Raw genomic sequence first — 18620 nt, 5'->3', positions numbered from 1 at the left:
TTGTATAATGTATTCCGGTTCGTATTTCTGGAATGGCGTTATGCGCCTGATGCCATGTCTCTTCCTATTACTGCTCTACATTCGCAGTACGTGCATTCCCCTGTAAAACAGGAATCGGCGCCAGCTTCGTTCCCAGCGTAGTCTGCTTCATATAGCGTGTGACCAGATCGCCAGCGATACGTGCGGCGGCATCTGGCATTTGTAGCTGTTCCATCTGCTGTCGCATCATGTCCAAACGCTGCGGCTGATCCAGCATATCGCTCAGCGCATGAGCGAGCAGTGCAGGCGATTGGCATACCTCGGCAATGCCCTGCTGCTGTAGATAGAGCGCATTCGCTAACTCCTGTCCGGGTACTGGGCGAAGCAGGAATACAGGCAGTCCACAGCGGATACATTCCGATACGGTAATACCACCTGGCTTCGTCACCGCACAGTCGCTTAATAGCATCCACTCACTCATGCGGCGTGTGAAGCCATGCACCTGCACATTGTCCAGGCTACCATAGCGCTTTTCCAGATCGCGGCGTAGCGGTTCATTTTTACCACAGATGATCACGAGCTGAGCATCCTCACGCTGGGCGACCACCTCACTCACATCGCGTACATTTTTCAGTACGCCATACGCTCCAGCAAGCAGCAGCACCGTCTTTTTATCGGGATCTAGCCCTGCTTCCAGCCGCAATTGCTTGCGTTTATGTAAGCGCGCCTTCGCCTCTACTGGAATCGCCTCAAAGCTGCTATGTAGCGGAATACCTGTCACGGTAATATGAGCTGGAGCTACGCCACGCTGAATCGCTTCGCTGCGCATCGCCTGAGAAGGAACATAATAATGATCGATATGCGGATGGAGCCAGCGTCCATGCAGATCATAGTCGGTTAAAATATTAATGAGCGGCACCGTTAAGCCCCAGCGCGTCTTGAGATGCGGAAGCGCAAGCTGCGGGAAGGTATGCACAATGAGCTGTGGACGCTCCTGCTCCAGCACCTCGCGCAAGCGGCGAATGCCAAAGGAATGAAGCCAGTTGGAAAAGGGCGATTCCGCCTTCATATTGCGCGTCATATTATACACCCAGCCATACAGATGCGGAATCGTTTTGAAGCTTTGCATATATACAAAACGAGTCAGATCATTAATAAACGGATGTGCCTCAGCCATCAGATCAAGTAATAGCACACGCTTGATCCCTTGCGATAACAGACTTTCCTGTAGTGATCGCGCTGCCTGAAGATGGCCATCGCCATAGCTTGCATACAAGATCAGAACACAAGAGTTAGATTGCATACGGATGTCCTCTCCTGGTCAAATGATTTGGCTTCGGTGTCTTATGCTACAAGGTTGCTCGTTGAAGCCTGCACCGCTTGGTATCAATGCATAGGTAGCCACAGGCATACCCTGGGATTCGTTTATAGAGGGGTTACTGGTTCGTACAGCTCTATTATAATCGCTTTCCGATGTTTGTGACCGATTTTGATGTAGTTCTTAGCGGAATTGCTTCATCTCGTGCAGCTTCATTTAACAACTATACATAATCTTAGATAAGAGAATAGCTAAGTACCTTATAGTAAAGCTCCTTTATAGGCGTTGTCCAGTTTTGCTCCGATCAAGCTGAGTGAAGCCCCGAGTCATATACGATACAGATCGCGCAATGAGGGCTCTCATTGTACGGTCTATTACCCGCTTTTTGATGCTTGAGAACGGTGCCGGGTGTGCCATCAATTTTGGCAGCATTGCCAAATTGCTCAATTTACAAACTGAGTGTGCTTTTCGCGTTTGGAATGTGATATGATAGGGAAAGATGGTGCTTAGATAAGTGCTGATAACATAGCAGCATTCTTGACCGGGTCAGCACGCCAGAGAGGCGCCCTAACGCAAGACAATTGCAGCAATATGAAGGGCAATATCGGCCTTGTATAACAAGATAGGAGCTACAGCCGGACTGATTCACATGTATGAGCCAGGGGTAATTTTTGAGATAAATGCCTGTTGGCACGTGCTAAGAAGATCACACTACAGACAGATAACTTCATACTATAAGACACAGCTAAGGATCTTTTCGGCGACTCACAAACAAGGCACGTTTTGGGGAGGGAATTCCATGGCAACTAAAGGTCACAATGAAGTCAAGGAAAGTCTACGGGAGATGACAAGAATCTTCCGGCCTAAGGATCCAAAAAAATTCGTAAAGGAATATGTGCGCAAGTATCATATTACTGGTGGATACGAAGAAGAACTCACGCTTCTCGTAGAGGACGAAATGCACAAAATTAATTCGTCCGTGTCCTGACCATACGAAGATAACGAACGCATCGGTTATGCTGGCTGATGCTTATGAGAATGATGATTTTGATAATTGTATGTAACATTTTAAAATATGATAAGTATGAAAATATGTCCTTTGGCGACTTTGCCAGAGGACTTTTTTTCTGTTTAGATATCATGTTCGATCAGTGACCCAACCCTTGTCCTGTCTACAATGAAGCGATACAGCGAGCAATTGAATTTCAAATTCATTCCAATAATATTCAAAAAAGATGTTGCCGCAGTGTGTATACTGTGTATATACTGTGTATAACGATATATACACTATACACACACAACGCATGAGCAAAGTAATCTAACGATAAACTTGTTATTCATAACAGAGAGGGTGTACGTATGTTTGATTTCAAACAGGGATGGCTCATAACCAAGCGGGAACTACAATCGAATAGTGTCATGTTTATCTGGTCGACGATTATGATGGTGTACATGGGTGTGATTGTTGGATTTTTGTATTACACCAATCAGAACGAAATTCTAAATTATGGGTTGTTGGATATTCTAATGCTCGTCACCGCACCGCTTCTGAGTATCGATTACTCCCGTCGGTCCTTCCGATTGATGAAGGAAGATACGTATCGGAAACAGATGATTTACTTCCGCAGCTTACCAATTCCATTTTCAGCGGTGCTGGGCAGTCGATTGCAGGTTATGGGCATTATGCTCCTATACAACAGCATTTTATTTTTCGGCCTCATCTATTTTGTCGGAGCGCGTACGATTCCAGGTATGAGTATTACCGCTTATCTGACCTATGCCATTAGCTGGATTTCACTGGGGCTGATCCTGACTTCACTTTATGTCTATATGGAATATGCAGTCCGTCAACAGACATACCTGTTCTGGAGTATCGTTAGCACCGTGCTGTTACTCGGACTTGCGATCCTTGGTATTGTGATCAACAGGCATGCTAGCAGTATGGTGATGAAGGCAGCGATCGATTATCAGCTCGCTTCTCCAATTATGTGGATCGGGCTGGCGCTAGCGGCGATCACTCTAATCATCGCGTTTCGTGTGATCTACCGCAAAGCAAGAGTACGTGATCTAGTATGAAGATGAAGCGAGAGAGAGGTACGGGTCAAAGACGGAGGCGAGATGTATGAGAATACCAGTACAGATTAATGAAAATAGTGCAGAGCCTCTGTACCGCCAGGTTGAAGATCAGCTACGAGCGCTTATTTTAAGCGGACAGATTGAAGAAGGACGACTGCTTCCTTCCATTCGAGAGTTCGCGGCAGAGCTCAAGTGCAGTGTAATTACGATCCGGCGTGTATATCAGGATCTAGAAAATGAAGGCTTATTACGAACCCGTCAGGGAACAGGTACTTTTGTTACGAAGGTAGAGGAAGAGAAGCGTGTACGTTTGGGCGAACAGCAGATTCGCCAGCTACTGGATGAAGTGATTACACGAGGAACGAATTTTGGCTGGAATCGTCAGCAGTTGCATGAATTATTTGAACAATTGCTGAGTGAACGGCAGCTACCCTAAGGAGATGAACAGGCATGAGTATTCAGGATACAGGAATGACAGCTAGCATGATGCAATCAGAATTGGAGTCGGCGATTACACTCGAACAGGTATGTAAGAAACGTCGTGAGCATCGGATCGGACCGATTAACTGGAGTATACCGCGTGGGTATGTGACTGCGCTGGTCGGGGAGAATGGTACAGGTAAAAGTACATTGATCCACATGTTGCTGCGCACCCTGTATCCGGATAGCGGCCGCATCACCTGGATGGGCGAAGCATGTGACGGCGAATTGCCAGTCCAGCTACGTCAACAGATTGCCTATGTAGCCGAGCTGCCTATGCTGGAAGAGAATCGCTCTACAGCAAGGCAAGCCGCAGCCTTTCGTTCGCAGTGGTACCCGAATTGGAATCAACAGCGATTTGAGGAGCTACTACATCAGCTCAAGGTGCCTGATGATGTACGTCTGTCCAAGCTGTCCAAGGGTCAACAGCAGAAATTTGTTTTTGCGGCTGCACTGGCAACATCGCCAAAGCTATTATTGCTGGATGAGCCTTCATCCGGGCTTGATCCTTTTGCCTGGAAGGATATGCTGTCCGCACTGCATAGCGAGATGGAGCGCGGCGATGTGACAGTGCTGATCACCACGCATCGGATGGAAGAGGTCAAGCGACTGGCGGATTATGTCGCTCTCATGTATGAAGGACAAATCTGCGGCATGAAGGAAAAGGACGAGCTGTATCAGCAGTGGAAGGAAGTGTGGCTCGGTCCCGTAGCAGACAGACAGCTATTGGACGATCTGAAGGAGTTGCCCGGCATACTGGATTGGGATGCGAAGCCTGATGGAAGCGTACGCGTACACACCTCTCAGCCTGCCGAGCTTCAGCAGATTGCAGAGGAGAACGATATTCCAGTACAGGTTAACGGTCTGGAATGGGAAGAATTGTTGTCGTGCTGGGTGAACGATTATCGAATCCATCATCTTGGGGAGGCGAAGGTATGAATCCATTACAGTTAAATGGCATCGTCAAGCAGTATGCAGGGCATACCGCAGTAGATGGATTATCACTTGAGGTGGAAGCGGGGGAGATTTACGGACTGCTCGGAGCGAACGGAGCCGGCAAAACGACAACGATGCGTATGGTGCTCGGTCTGATCTATCCCGACGAGGGAAGCATTTTATATAATGGTAAGCCTTATCATAGTGGACTTCAGCCGTTGATGGGATATTTACCAGAGGAGCGCGGTTTGTATCCAAAGGTGAAGATTAGCGATCAGCTGTTGTATCTGGCGAATCTGCGCGGCATGAAAAATGCCGATGCGAAGCAAAGCCTGCGCTACTGGCTGGAACGATTTGATGCGATGGAATACGAGAACAAGCGGATTGAAGAATTGTCCAAGGGGAATCAGCAGAAAATGGGCTTTATCGCCGCCGTCATTCACCGTCCGCAGATTCTTATACTGGACGAGGCGTTCAGCGGACTCGATCCCGTCAACGTAGAGATGCTCAAGGAAGTCGTGCTGGAGCTGCGAAGCGAAGGAACTGCCATTCTATTCTCGACTCACCGCATGGAGCATGTCGAGGAGCTATGTCGCCATTTAACGATGCTACGCCGCTCGAAGCCTGTACTTCAAGGCGATATTCGTGAGATCAAAAAGTCATATCCTCGCGAGCATGTGCTGCTTCGTACGCCGCAGCCTGTTCCGAATCTGGAGCTGCTGGAAGGTGTGCAGTCTGTCGATCGTCATGATGATGGGAATTACCGCATTCATATTACGAATGAAGAAGCCGCACAGCGGATTTTGCAGGCAGCGATTGCGCAGGGCACGGTTGATCGTTTCGAGATTCAAGAGCCAACATTGAATGAAATCTTCATTAAGGTGGTGGGTTCATCCCATGAATAAACTCGGAGCTGTAATCGCATTCACGTATCGGAATAAGGTGAAAACAAAGTCCTTTCGTATCACGACATTATTACTTGCTGTGCTACTGATCGTCGCTCTGAATATCCCGTACGCCATCCAGCTGTTCTCCAGCAACGATGAAGAGGGCGCGTTGAAGCTAGGGATTGCGACAGGCTCGTACAATGAACTGGCACAACAGGTTAGCGAGGTCGCTGTACAGGCGCAGAAGCAGCAGACACAGGCAGCATCAGCTACGACAAGCAATACGACAGCGCCAACGCAGATCGATTGGCAGTCACAGCCACGCAGTGAGGCAGAGCTGAATCGTCTGATTCAAAATAAGGAGCTGGATGGATATCTGCTGCTCAAGGGAGCAGGCAAGGATGCCTTCCCAACGGTAACACTGGTGAGTGATAACGACGCAGCTAGCGCGCAAACACTATTACAAAGTGCCGCTCAGACAGTCAAGCTACGCAGTGTAGCAGGCGGACAGCTGAATGAACAGCAGCTTCAGGAGCTGAGCAGCCCGGTTACGATTGTGCATCAGTCACCAGATCAGCAGGGGAGCGGCGGTACGGACGACAATGGTCGCTCGTATACGCGTGAAAACTTTATCCTCGTCTATATTCTGATGATTCTGTTCTTCATCTCGCTCACGATGACCGGCAATATGGTCGCTTCTGAGATTACGTCGGAAAAAAGCTCGCGTGTCATGGAGATTCTGATCACCAGTGTATCCCCATTAACCCAGATGTTTGGCAAAATTATCGGTATCTTCCTGGTCGGTATTACGCAGATGGGGGTATATGCAGTCGTCGTCATTGCACATCTATTCTTACCGTATTATCAGGATGTGCTCGCTCAGTTCAATCTGCATGTATCCAATTTATCGTGGCATGTCGCAGTACTCGGCTTTATGTTTTATATTCTTGGCTATTTCCTGTATTCCACACTGTATGCAGCGGTTGGCTCGATTGTGAGCCGTACCGAGGATCTGGGTCAAGCGGTATCGATCCTGACCGTATTGACACTGGCGGCATTTTATATCGGTATTTTCAGCATTTCGAACCCGAATTCATTGATCATTCGGATTGCATCGTATGTGCCGTTCTTCGCTCCAACGACAGCACTGATCCGAATCGGTCTTGGCACGATCGCATGGTGGGAGGTTCTCGTCTCCACAATCATTCTACTCGTTTCCATTCTAGTCTGTGGCTGGATTTCCACCAAAATCTATCGTACTGGCGTACTCATGTATGGCAAGCGCCCAACGTGGAAGGAGCTACGCCGTGCGATGAAGGCGTACAAGATTTAAGTAAGATGCAGTTAGTTTTGAGAAATCTAAATAGCTACACCATAGCATGTAAGCCACCCGTAGCAAGCAAGTAACATTCTAGTAAGAATAGTCCTCATCTCGTAGTCATTATAACTAGAAGCTTTAATGTAGATTAGCTTGAACTTGCTACAGCAGATAATGTGATAGCCCAATACCTTTAGCGATGAGTCGATAATTGTGAATCTGTCCTGATCGACTCGTCGTCTGAAGATAAAGGAGAGATTGAGTTTGAAAATGATAAAAAATACGCTACGTTCCCTTTTGACTTCACCTCAGCCTAAAGACGTTTCGGTTATTCATCCTGTCAGCCGTCCCTTCTTCCCTCTTCTTGTAGCTACAGGTATGACCCTGCTTTTACTTAGTGGGTGCACCTCCAATGACACCGCACCCGTTCCTTCCGATACATCAGCACAGCAGCCAGCTTCACCAGAGGAGGCAACAGCTATGGACGAGCAGCAAGCACCAGATGCATCACCAGCAGAGCAAACGAATGATCCGATTACCCTTGAACGCATCCCGGATGCCCTGTTAGCCAGGCAAACGAAGCAGGTGTATGCTCAATTTACGCCAGAGTTCCAACAGGACATTACCGAACAGCAATTGGCAGCAACGACAAAGCAGGTGCTACAAAATATCAAGGCATTCACACCACTCGGTAAACCCCAGGATATGAATGGCAGTACCATTCATCAGTGGCTTAGCGATACAGGCAAGATCGGTCTGATCGCAGCAGTCAATGATAACGGTCAAATCTCAGGAATAGTGATGAAAGCGGTAGAAACGTTCCCAGATACCGATAGTAAGCTCACTCGTACGACGTATCAGTTACCTTTTGATGGCGACTGGTTCGTATTCTGGGGCGGCAATAATGTGATGCAGAACTATCACTATGAAGTACCTGAACAGCGTTATGCGTATGATTTTATTCAAATGAAAGACGGTGTCTCGTATAGCGGCGATCCGAAACTGAATAAGAGCTACTATGCCTTCGGACAGCCAGCACTTGCACCCGCAGATGGCAAAGTGGTCAGCGTCGTAAACGATATTCCAGATAACGAGCCAGTCGGTAAAATGAATCCCGATCAGCCTGCTGGCAATATGGTCGTGATCCAGCATGGCGATGAATACAGCACACTGGCACATTTGGAAAAAGGCTCCGTTATTGTGAAAAAGGGCGATATGGTGAAGCGAGGGCAAAAGGTCGGGAATGTAGGTAACTCTGGTAATTCCAGTGAAGCACATATGCATTTTCAAGTATCTGATCATGCTGACCTGTTCAAAGGTCGGGCGATCGCAATTCGTTGGCCTGATGGTATGAAGCCGCTTAAAGGTGAGACCGTTCATAACAATCCGTAAGTTCGTAAGTTGAAGTAGTACAGCAGGCGAGATTCGTCTACACCAGCCCTTGTAACGTTATCGCGATTGGATGGCTCTAGGTACGATCACTCATTTTACAGGACGGGGGAAACACCATGAAACTGAGAAATCGAATAGCTAACTTTGGTACAGACGCCAAGCAGAGGATGAACGAGTCAGACCGCTCACAATCAAGCAAGCAAAATGCGAGCAAATGGATATCGATCTGGACAGCACTATTCCTAACTATAAGTCTACTAACAACGAATATACAAGCGAATGCAGCGACATCTATCGTATCCTCTACCCCTTCGCTGCATATCGACGGACAGCAGATTCGTTATACAAAGGTAGCACCTGTAATGCAGCAGCAGACTACCCTTGTGCCACTGCGGGCGACGCTGGAAGCCATGGGAGCAAAGCTGGTACAAGTATCCGGCAAGACGATTACTGCTAGCATCCATGGCAAACGTGTACAGGCGAGCGGATCGCTAACAATGGTCGATGGTGTCACTTATGTACCGGTTCGCACATTCGCCGAGCTGACTGGACATACCGTAACGTGGAACAGCGCGAAGCGCATCATTACGTTGTCTTCAGGTACAGCTACAGCTGAGCGTCCGACAGGTAGCAATACCTCACCATCAGGTAACGCTCTGGCAGGAAGTGAAACGAATACAAGTACCGGACGCGGCTTCCTCTGGGAAGTGAAGCATGGCGATAACACCGTGTATCTGGTCGGTTCCATGCATATCGCAGATAAGAGCTTTTACCCGCTGCGTAAGGAGTACGAAGAAGCATTTCAGCAGTCGGATGTGCTCGGCGTAGAGGTCGATATTTCCAAAGTGACGGAAGCCGATCAACAGCTAAGCTTGAAGCTGGGCATGTACGAGGATGGAAGCAAGCTTCAGGATCATATTGCTCCAGAAACCTATGCTAAGCTTGGCAAAGTATTAGAGCAAAATGGAATGAAACCGGATGCGCTGGACGCCTTCAAGCCGTGGTTTGCCGAACTTACCTTAGCCACACTGGATGCGGCAAAGTCTGGCTATGAAGCAACAGAGGGTATTGATCTACACTTTTTACAAAAAGCAGCCGAGCGTAAATTACCTGTCACGGAGCTGGAGACGTTTGACTCCCAGATGAAGATGATTAGCGGCTTCTCCGAGGAATTGCAGGAGAAGAATCTGAATACCGCCATAGATCAAATGGGCAAGAGCCAGCAGGAGACGCTTAAAGCTATGGCAGAGATGTGGAAGAGTGGTAATGATGAGCAACTACTAGAGTTAACGAACAGCATGGGCATCGAGCCCGAATATAAAAAAGCAATGCTGACCGATCGCAACATTCATATGGTCGATAAGATCGACGGCTACTTACAACAAGGCGACGGCAAAACGTATTTTATCGTAATCGGTGCAGGTCATTATCTAGGTCAGGATGGGATTGTACAACTATTACAGAACAAAGGATATACGGTCAAACGTAAGTAGTACTAGCGTTTGGCACTATAAACGCGAGGTGAAATAAAAAAGGGATTTTTGCGTAGCAAAATATCCGTACCTTTAGCGTTTGGCATTATAAACGCGAGGTGAAATAAAAAAAGGATTTTTGCGTAGCAAAATATCCGTACTGATCTAGCGTTTGGCACTATAAACGCGAGGTAAAATGAAAAAAGGGATTTTTGTGCAGCAAAATATCCGTACCTTTTTCTAGCGTTTGGCACTACAATCAACGTCGCCGTCATGTCGTGCGTGAGAAGGAATGAAGAAGATGAAACTGAAGAAATTGCTCAAGTTTATACTCATCGCTGCGGCTACTGTCGTACTCTTGATCGTACTATTTGTAGCTACCGTCTATACCGTGAATGTCGTCGCAAGTAACTCCGAGAAAAAGGAGATTCAGTCCTACGGACAAGCCGTAACCGTAGACGGCAAGCGGATGAACGTGCTCATTCAAGGCTCAGGCGAGCAGACGATCGTATTGCTACCCGGCTTTGCTACCGCTTCACCTGCACTGGATTTCAAGCCACTAATTGCGCAATTATCGCCACACTATCGAGTCGTTGTCGTAGAGCCATTTGGCTATGGACTTAGCGATGTGACGGATAAGCCACGTACCGTAGACAATATTACAAATGAGCTGCACGAAGCGTTATCCCAGCTCAAAATTAACAAGTATATCCTGATGGGTCATTCCATCGCAGGTATCTACGGACTGGATTATGTGAACAAATACCCGAATGAAGTGACTGCCTTTGCCGGAATTGATACAAGCGTACCAACTCAGCCAACTGAGGTGATGGATACACAGTCGCTGAGCTTTCTGGAACAGTCGGGCTTCTACCGCTTAATCGTAAAAATGAATCCAGCACAGATCATGACACCACCAGGCGTCGACGAGCCAACCCAGCAGCAGATCAAGATGATTACCCTGCAAAATATGATGAATGCCGATATTCAGAGTGAAGCCCAGCTCCTGCCGACGAACTTCGAGTCGGTACAAGGGCTGCAATTCCCGAAAAACTTGCCTGTTATCTTCTTCCTCGTGAAGGATGATCCAGAGATCAAGAATTGGATTCCACTGCATGAAGAACAGATCGCGAATTCCACACACGCAGAGATCGTACCGCTGAATGGCACGCATTATCTGCACTATACGCAGTCCAAGACGATTGCGGAAGATTTAAAGAGCTTTTTAGAGAGTAATAATAGTAAGAAATAAGCTAATTGATACGAAGCTAATAGGGAATACGCTGACACCACGCACCATGTCAGCGATTCCCTATTTTTTATGAAAATATGATTATACAGTAACAAGGATATTGTACTCCAAATAAGAATATGCAATATTAATAGAGACACGTTTGACTTGCATCATCCCTGATCATTCAAGGAATGGGACAGTTCGGATATCATCACATTCAGAGGGAGTCCTGCAATGAAAAATTGGCATCATCCATTACTGTCCCTGGTTCTCGCAGCGGGTCTGCTTGTAACCGCTACCCCGGCGCTGGCATCCGCAGCCCAGCCGCTGACGGTCAAAATCAACGATAAGAAAGTAGAGTACAGCACAGGCGTAGCGCCTACTGTACAGCAGCAGACGACACTTGTACCGCTGCGTTCTACACTCAAAGCGATGGGCATCACTCTGTCCAGCGTATCTGGCAACAACATCACCGCCATCGTGAATGGCAAGAGCGTCACTGTCAAAAGCAAGCTGACCAAGCTGAATGGTACGATCTACGTGCCAATTCGTACCTTTGGCGATCTGACCGGATACGCGGTAAGCTGGAATGCCAAAACGCGCACGATTCAGATCACTGCTCCTGTAACCGTTCCAGCAGCTACAGCGCCGTCTACTGCACCAGCAGATAACGCAGCGGCACCGTCGGTAGACAATACGGTAGCACCTGTCGCTCCAGCAACACCGCCTGTTACTGCACCACCAGCGACCACCACAGAACCTACAACGCCAGCTGTACAAACGGGTGGCAAAGGATTCATGTGGGAAGTGCAAGCGAATGGCAATACCGTCTATCTGGTCGGTTCCATGCATATTGCGAACGACAGCTTTTATCCGCTGCGTAAGGAATATGAGGACGCCTTCGCTCAAGCCGATTATCTTGGCGTTGAAGTAGACATTACCAAAACGACAGATGATCAATTTTACCAGCAAATCGCACAAATGGGCACGTATCAGGATGGCAGCATACTCCCTAATCATATCGCTGCGGATACATACGCCAAACTTGGCAAATTCCTGAAAGAAAATGGCAAAGAACCCGATGCACTCAATGAATTCAAGCCATGGGTGGTCGAAATGATCGTTGACTCCATTGCCAATTCCACGTCCAAGTACCAGGCGGACAACGGAATCGATCTGTATTTCCTCAAGCAAGCAGCCGCGCGTAAGCTGCCTGTAATTGAGCTCGAATCCGATCAGTCTCAGCTCGGTATGCTGAACAACTTCTCACCAGAATTGCAGGATTTACTATTGTACTCTGCGCTTCGTGGCTATGAAGACTATGCTGATGGCAAAACCGATGATTCTGTCGACAAAATGGCGGAAACCTGGAAAACGGGTAATGAAGTCGAGCTGTATCAAATGACCACAAGCTCCGAAGATATTCCAGAATACCACAAAGCGATGCTGGTCGATCGTAATATCGGTATGGTCGACAAAATCGACGGGTATCTGAGAAATGGCGGCGGCAAAAAGTACTTCATCGTTGTGGGTGCAGCCCACTATCTGAGTGATGATGGCATTGTCCATCTGCTACAGAAGAAGGGCTACACGGTAGTACGTAAATAGTTTGGATACCGTGCTGGTGATCGTTGAACACACGGTTTAATACAAGTGATTTTGGCAAAAGTAAAGGTTATACAGCGTTACTGTATTCATAGCTTTAGAATCCGTACCTACCAAACTTCGATACTACTACTGCCCGCAAGTAACAAACGTGATCATAAAAACCGCCTGTGCTCAATAAGAGACAGGCGGTTTTTGTATACGCTGATGATTTTTAGGAAGAAGAAGTGGCTCTGCTAGCAGCACGATCGAGAAGCTTGGCTAGCTGCGTTTTATTGTAAGCATCGTTGATGACTTTCCATTCCCCTTCGTTTTGCTGTAATTGCAGTGTGCCTGTGAGTGGAATCTTTTCCTTATCGCCCACAGCGATGTTCATCTGGTATTCGATCTCCATAATTCCTTTGACTTTAAATACAGGATCAGGCGTGAGCTGTAGATCGTCAGCCTTGAGATTAGCTTTGGACTGTACCGCCAGATGCTGCGGTAAAACGAGTAGACGATTAGTGATCTGTTGCTTCAAAAAGTTTGCAGTCGTATACGACTGTAAATGCTCATATTGCTGCTGATAGATCGCTGGTAATCCAGACTTGTCTGTAGCACTTGAATCCTCCATATTCAGTTGCTTATAATCCGGCACATCATATTCGGCTTGCTTGTACTGCTTAGCGACCTCAGTCGCAGCCTGTACTTGCTCTGCTGTAGCAGTAGCCCCCTGTTGAGCTGTCGTTGGACTAGCTTGACTGGATGGTGCTGTCTTATCGGTTGAGGCTGTTGTCGTCGTTTCTGTCTGTTGCTGTGTAGTTGCCGAGCTGTCTGACGGCGTGTTATTTGCTGTATTGCTTTGCTGGGTACACCCGAGCAGAGAGCTGCTCATGATCAGTGTGAGTAGAAGTACGGTGTATTTTTTCATATGTATAACCTCCTCTAGTTAAATCATGGGGGTACATTTAACTTACCATTAATAGGATGAATTATGCAAATTTGGACATTGGGGCAGAGTTATTTTAGATGGTGGTTATTCCGCCATAAGGTAGCTACAATAGAGTGAGGTGCAGGAGCTACATATCACAATATGGATGAAGCTCGACGTATGAACGTAACTAGACATATCAAATGGCATTGTATGATGTCATCTATAGGGAGAATGAATGTGTATCAAAATACAGCAAAAACGTTAAAGCGGCAGACGTATGAGCGGATTGCTGCACAGGATGACGTTTCCAAGCTTGAATTAATGAAGGATATTGATATTACGAGCAGTAGCTTGAATCGTGTACTGGATGAGCTGCTGCATGAGGGCTGGATCGTCGAATCCGGTCTGGGGCAATCGACAGGAGGACGTAAGCCTGTATTGTACCGGATGAACGCGCATAACCGGTATATTTTCGGATTGGATATTTCGCGTGTGTACTCCGTGCTAGGCTTGTACGATCTGCGCATGAATACATTGTATTCTCATCGCTGGTCGATGGATGAGAGCATGACCCCGGAGAAGCTGGTGGAAGAGGTGGGGCAGCAGGTGCAGCAGGTGCTCGCTGAGCGGCATATGAGCCGCCGCCGGATTCTTGGTATTGGCGTTGGTGCGGTGGGACCACTAGATCATGAGACAGGGATGATTCATCATCCGATTTATTTTAATGCACCGGGCTGGCAGCAGGTGCCGATCTGTCGCTTGCTAAGGGAGCGCACGGAGCTGCCTGCACTACTGGATAATGGAACAAATACGGCTCTGCTAGGGGAACACTGGGCGATGCGTGAAGATAACGCGCGTCATGTACTATATGTGAATGCGGGCATGGGCATTCGCTCTGCGTATCTATCCGATGGACGGCTGATGCGTGGAGCGGTAGACAAGGAGGGAGCCGTTGGGCAAATGATCGTGGCGGCTGGAGGTGCAAGGCTGCATGATCGGGGGAACTACGGTGCGCTCGAAGCGTATGCGTCGATTCAGGCGCTGGAGCAGCAGGTGCGTCAGCATAGCCGCATGGGTTTGGATTGGACACCTGTAGCAGCGGAGCGTGAGGATCAGCATACGGCACCGATGGATATGCTCGATTGGGAGCGAATTACGACTCGTTTACAGCAGGGCGATCCGACACTACAGGAGATGTTCCATCGCTCGGCAGGCTATATGGGTATCGGACTGGCGAACCTGATCAATACGCTACAGCCGGAGCGCGTCATTCTAGGGGGTGCACTGATTCAAGCGGCGCCTGGCTACTATGACACAGCGATTCATGTGGCACAGCAGCAAATTTATGGGGAGCCAGCAACCTATCCCCAATTTTCGCGTGGCTATTTACAGGAGCGCGCCGCCTCGGTAGGGGCTGCGGTAATGGTGCTGGAGCGGATGGAGATGTAGACATAGCAATAGCCGATACACTCACAACGATAGGGCTGTGAATGTATCGGCTATTGAAGTTTTTACTCCGAATGGTACGGGATAGATCGTATCGATTGGCTTACGTATATGATTCGGCTTGTCTTCAGTTAAATTGAGCACCATAGGCATCGAGCGCTTTTTTATAGCTATTCAGGGCAGCCATGCCTGCATCGACCTTTTTATTTGCTTTATTTAAGATGGATACGTCTAGCTTTGGACTGGATACATACTTTTTGAACAATGTCATTGCTTCCAGATGAAGTGAAGTTGCTTTGATATAGTTCGCATGAATTTTGGCGAGCTGAACGCTTTCTGGTTTAATTTGTTTGAGTCCTGCCAGGAACTTGGTATAGTTCGGGATAACTGTATAAGTGAGCGCCGAATACGCTTGCTTGCGATTCGCTGATGTCACATAGCGATATTTATTGTACGTATCAACCGCTCGCTCTTCATATACAGCAATGGCATCCAATTGATCTCCATAGGAAATCATGGCCTCAGCTTCAGCGAGCATTGCAGGATCAAGCTCTGGATCTTCACCTGTATCGAGGTCTGGATCTGTGCCTGTATCCTCGTTCGTTGGTGGCTGCACCGTACTGTTCGTGCTACTATCTGTTGCTGTCGTATCGGTAGAAGCTGCCTGTGCATAAGGGACAACAGAAGGGACAGTCAAGCCAAATACAACTGTTAGGGCGAGCAGTAAAGAAAGTTTCTTTTTCATGGGGATGAGCTCCTTTATGTATATGAGATGGTTATAACCTATTGATCCTGTGAAGGAGAGGAGAGGCAGGGATAGCAGAGTGCAGCGAGTATGCGCTCCTGTGCATTGTGACGGATATAGAATGCTTTGCGAGAAAGCTATCCATATCCGCCGCAACATGATCAAGCCTGTACCGCTATACAATTAGCTATATCAACGAAAAGCTTAAATAAAATCGTCCATTGATGTGCTTGGCGTTACATCTGTGCTCGAATTGTCAGCTTCCTCATCGTAGTAGCCTTCATCGTCATAGCTACCATCGTCTTCATAATCGTACAACACATCAAAGCGAACCTGATACTGATCGATATCGCTATAGAACTGGTCGATCAGATCACTACCTTCGGTTAGCTTAGCTTGAACTTTTTTCAGAAGCTGGTCGTTCATTTTGGGAGTGGATACATATTTTTTGTAAAGCATAAAGGCTTCAAACTCAGCGGACGCACCCTTCACATATTGAGCGTGAATACGGGCAACCTCTGCATTTTCAGGCTTGATCTGCTTTAATCCAGACAAAAACTTGGTATAGTTCGGGATCACCGTATAGGTCATCAGCTGATATTCCTGCTTACGGTTTTTGGAGCTGACATAATCATTGGTATTGTAGGCAGCCCACGCTTTGTCTTCGTAATCCAGTAATGCACCGAGCTGACCGAGATACAGATCGAACTGATCCGCTTCAGCGACCAGTGCAGGATCGATATCATCCATCGTGCCCTCATCACCGTACGTATCGTCCTCTACATCGCCTTCATAGCTCCCATCATCATTCAGATCCATCGTGTATGTGCCATCCGGCTTGCTATCACTAGAAGCTGCGAAACTCGGTGTAGCAGGAATGGCGGCACTTCCGACAAATACAGCGGTCATCGTCAATGTAAGCCATAATTTTTTCATCGTCATAACCCCTCTGATCTGTATTTAATAGATTTTTTTTACAATTTAACATGGTGTGTAAATAAAAGAAAGGATAAAAAGATGACAATTCCCAGTTAATAGCATTTCCGACGAGTGATAAAGCAAATTGGTTGAATAGTCTTATTCGTTCTAACCTATCTGTCCTGTCTCTTATACATATTAACCAGGAAGAAAGCCCTGTTACACAGGTGTAGACAAATCATTTGCTACGATATATTCAGGGATTGTGTGCCTGTATTCAAGGTTAAAAGGTAATAGAGCACCTAACTATCTTACAGGGAACGAGGCGATACGACGTGACATCAACCTATGATCTGATCGTAATTGGAACCGGAAGTGCCGGCGCCGCTGCTGCACAGCTTTGCCGCCAGGAGGGCTGGGAGGTCGCCATTATCGATGAACGGGAATATGGTGGAACCTGCGCCCTACGCGGCTGTGATCCGAAAAAAGTACTGGTTGGAGCTGCTGATCTGGTCGAGCGAACAGCACGTATGCGTGGCAAAGGGATGGATGTCACGGCGATGATCGATTGGTCGGATCTGATGGCATTCAAACGTACCTTTACCGAGCCGATGCCCGAAGCACATGAACAGAAGCTACAGGAGGCAGGTATTCATACTTTACACGGACAGGCGCACTTTACAGGCAAGCAAACGATTGAGTTGAACGGACAGCAATTAACCGGACGGTATATTCTCATTGCAACCGGAGCGGAGCCTGCACCGTTATCGATTCTGGGTGAAGAGCATATGACGAATAGCGATGGCTTTTTGGGGCTAGAGCATTTGCCAGAACAGATCGTCTTTGTAGGTGGTGGCTATATTTCATTTGAGTTTGCTCATATTGCGGCTCGTGCTGGAGCGAAGGTGCATATTTTGCATAGTAGTGATCGTCCGCTCAAGGGCTTTGATCCCGAGCAGGTGGATGCGCTGGTGGAGCAATCCAGACAGGCAGGCATTCAGATCCATCTGAATGTCGAGCTAGAATCGATTGAACCGCTGCATCCTGACTCCGAGACAGGTGGCGCCGTAGTCACAGCTTCCTCGCTGGCGCCAATCGCACAGCCGAATCAGCCGTTATACCGAATTCGTGCGCGTTACAAGCAAGCTGACAATGAGCACGCTGACGCTTTTGCACAGTCTCAGTCGTCATCCTCTGCTACATCCGAATCGATTACGAATGAGTCATCCGAGCTGCTCCATATCGAATGTGGCTTGATCGTCCACGGTGCTGGGCGCAGACCGAATATTCATCGTCTGGAGCTGGAGCAGGGCGATGTGGAATCACAGAAGAACGGCATCACCGTCAATGAATATTTGCAAAGTGTGAGCAATCCGCAGGTGTATGCAGCTGGAGATTGTGCGGCATCGCCGGGCTTGCCCCTCACTCCAATCGCAGGTCTGGAAGGCAAGATAGCGGCGAATAATATGCTACATGGCCCTTCGCAAACAGCCGAGTACACCGAGATTCCAAGTGTCGCCTTCACGATGCCAAGATTAGCAACTGTCGGGCTATCGGAGCAGGATGCACGTAAACGAGGCGATGAAGTCAGCATCAAGACCTACGATATGTCCTCCTGGTACACCTACAAGCGTACAGGTGGAGAGAAGGCACTTGCTAAGATTATTTTGGATAAGCAAAAGCGGACGGTACTCGGTGCACATCTGCTGAGCGGTGAAGCGGATGAGCTAATCAATCATTTTGCAGTCGCGATTCGACTTGGCTTAACAGTTGATCAGCTTAAAAGTGTAATCTATGCCTATCCAACGGCTGCCTCCGATATTAGCTATATGCTGAATCTGGACGACGAGGAATGAGGAGAAATAACGAAAAATAAGGATAGCCTACTCGTTCCATGTCTA

16 protein-coding genes are annotated in these 18620 nt (G+C 47.8%); 12 read left to right on the top strand and 4 right to left on the bottom strand.

What is annotated here, in order from left to right:
* Positions 1–67 precede the first annotated feature (67 nt).
* Positions 68–1282, bottom strand: a complete 1215-nt coding sequence (locus SK066_RS21145) for an MGDG synthase family glycosyltransferase (RefSeq protein WP_320542896.1) — start codon at positions 1280–1282, stop codon at positions 68–70.
* Positions 1283–2096: 814 nt separating this feature from the next.
* Here SK066_RS21145 and SK066_RS21140 point away from each other — a divergent pair.
* From SK066_RS21140 to SK066_RS21095, 10 genes are all read left to right on the top strand, one after another.
* Complete coding sequence (locus tag SK066_RS21140) at positions 2097–2285, top strand: hypothetical protein (RefSeq protein ID WP_188775745.1); 189 nt, start codon at positions 2097–2099, stop codon at positions 2283–2285.
* Positions 2286–2656: 371 nt separating this feature from the next.
* Positions 2657–3373 (top strand): hypothetical protein, encoded by a 717-nt coding sequence (locus SK066_RS21135; RefSeq protein WP_320542895.1) that lies wholly within the window; start codon positions 2657–2659, stop codon positions 3371–3373.
* Between the two features lie 46 nt (positions 3374–3419).
* A complete protein-coding gene (locus SK066_RS21130) occupies positions 3420–3809 on the top strand; it encodes a GntR family transcriptional regulator (RefSeq protein WP_320542894.1) in 390 nt (129 codons plus the stop codon).
* Between the two features lie 14 nt (positions 3810–3823).
* Positions 3824–4792 carry an ABC transporter ATP-binding protein gene (locus tag SK066_RS21125; protein ID WP_320542893.1) on the top strand — a complete coding sequence of 323 codons (969 nt, stop codon included), beginning with the start codon at positions 3824–3826 and terminating at the stop codon, positions 4790–4792.
* Positions 4789–5694, top strand: a complete 906-nt coding sequence (locus SK066_RS21120; protein WP_320542892.1) for an ABC transporter ATP-binding protein — start codon at positions 4789–4791, stop codon at positions 5692–5694. Before SK066_RS21125 ends, SK066_RS21120 begins: the two co-directional genes overlap by 4 nt.
* Positions 5687–7009, top strand: coding sequence for an ABC transporter permease (locus tag SK066_RS21115; protein WP_320542891.1), 1323 nt, complete (start codon positions 5687–5689; stop codon positions 7007–7009). The genes SK066_RS21120 and SK066_RS21115 overlap by 8 nt, the downstream gene beginning before the upstream one ends.
* Before the next feature lie 255 nt (positions 7010–7264).
* Complete coding sequence (locus tag SK066_RS21110) at positions 7265–8386, top strand: peptidoglycan DD-metalloendopeptidase family protein (protein ID WP_320544934.1); 1122 nt, start codon at positions 7265–7267, stop codon at positions 8384–8386.
* 116 nt (positions 8387–8502) lie between these two features.
* Positions 8503–9879, top strand: a complete 1377-nt coding sequence (locus SK066_RS21105) for a TraB/GumN family protein (RefSeq protein WP_320542890.1) — start codon at positions 8503–8505, stop codon at positions 9877–9879.
* A gap of 286 nt (positions 9880–10165) precedes the next feature.
* Positions 10166–11110, top strand: a complete 945-nt coding sequence (locus tag SK066_RS21100) for an alpha/beta hydrolase (protein ID WP_407673836.1) — start codon at positions 10166–10168, stop codon at positions 11108–11110.
* Positions 11111–11326: 216 nt separating this feature from the next.
* Positions 11327–12700 carry a TraB/GumN family protein gene (locus tag SK066_RS21095; protein ID WP_320542888.1) on the top strand — a complete coding sequence of 458 codons (1374 nt, stop codon included), beginning with the start codon at positions 11327–11329 and terminating at the stop codon, positions 12698–12700.
* A 211-nt stretch (positions 12701–12911) separates the two neighbouring features.
* Here SK066_RS21095 and SK066_RS21090 read toward each other — a convergent pair whose 3' ends face one another.
* Entirely contained in the window at positions 12912–13607 is a 696-nt protein-coding gene (locus SK066_RS21090; protein ID WP_320542887.1) for a hypothetical protein, read from the bottom strand.
* 234 nt (positions 13608–13841) lie between these two features.
* Here SK066_RS21090 and SK066_RS21085 point away from each other — a divergent pair, with 234 nt between their 5' ends.
* Positions 13842–15059: an ROK family protein gene (locus SK066_RS21085; protein WP_320542886.1), complete on the top strand. Its 1218-nt coding sequence runs from the start codon at positions 13842–13844 to the stop codon at positions 15057–15059.
* A gap of 124 nt (positions 15060–15183) precedes the next feature.
* Here SK066_RS21085 and SK066_RS21080 read toward each other — a convergent pair whose 3' ends face one another.
* Both SK066_RS21080 and SK066_RS21075 read right to left on the bottom strand, forming a co-directional pair.
* Positions 15184–15801 carry a hypothetical protein gene (locus tag SK066_RS21080; protein ID WP_320542885.1) on the bottom strand — a complete coding sequence of 206 codons (618 nt, stop codon included), beginning with the start codon at positions 15799–15801 and terminating at the stop codon, positions 15184–15186.
* Between the two features lie 204 nt (positions 15802–16005).
* Positions 16006–16737 (bottom strand): hypothetical protein, encoded by a 732-nt coding sequence (locus SK066_RS21075; RefSeq protein WP_320542884.1) that lies wholly within the window; start codon positions 16735–16737, stop codon positions 16006–16008.
* 317 nt (positions 16738–17054) lie between these two features.
* Here SK066_RS21075 and SK066_RS21070 point away from each other — a divergent pair, with 317 nt between their 5' ends.
* The gene (locus tag SK066_RS21070) at positions 17055–18575 is read left to right on the top strand and encodes a dihydrolipoyl dehydrogenase family protein (protein WP_320542883.1); all 1521 of its coding nucleotides are present in this window, start codon (positions 17055–17057) and stop codon (positions 18573–18575) included.
* Positions 18576–18620: the final 45 nt, after the last annotated feature.

The organism is Paenibacillus hunanensis (assembly GCF_034055775.1).
Classification (GTDB): Bacteria; Bacillota; Bacilli; order Paenibacillales; family Paenibacillaceae; genus Saccharibacillus; species Saccharibacillus hunanensis.
Note: the sequence above shows the minus strand (reverse complement) of the source record. Positions and strands in the feature narration are given on the sequence as shown.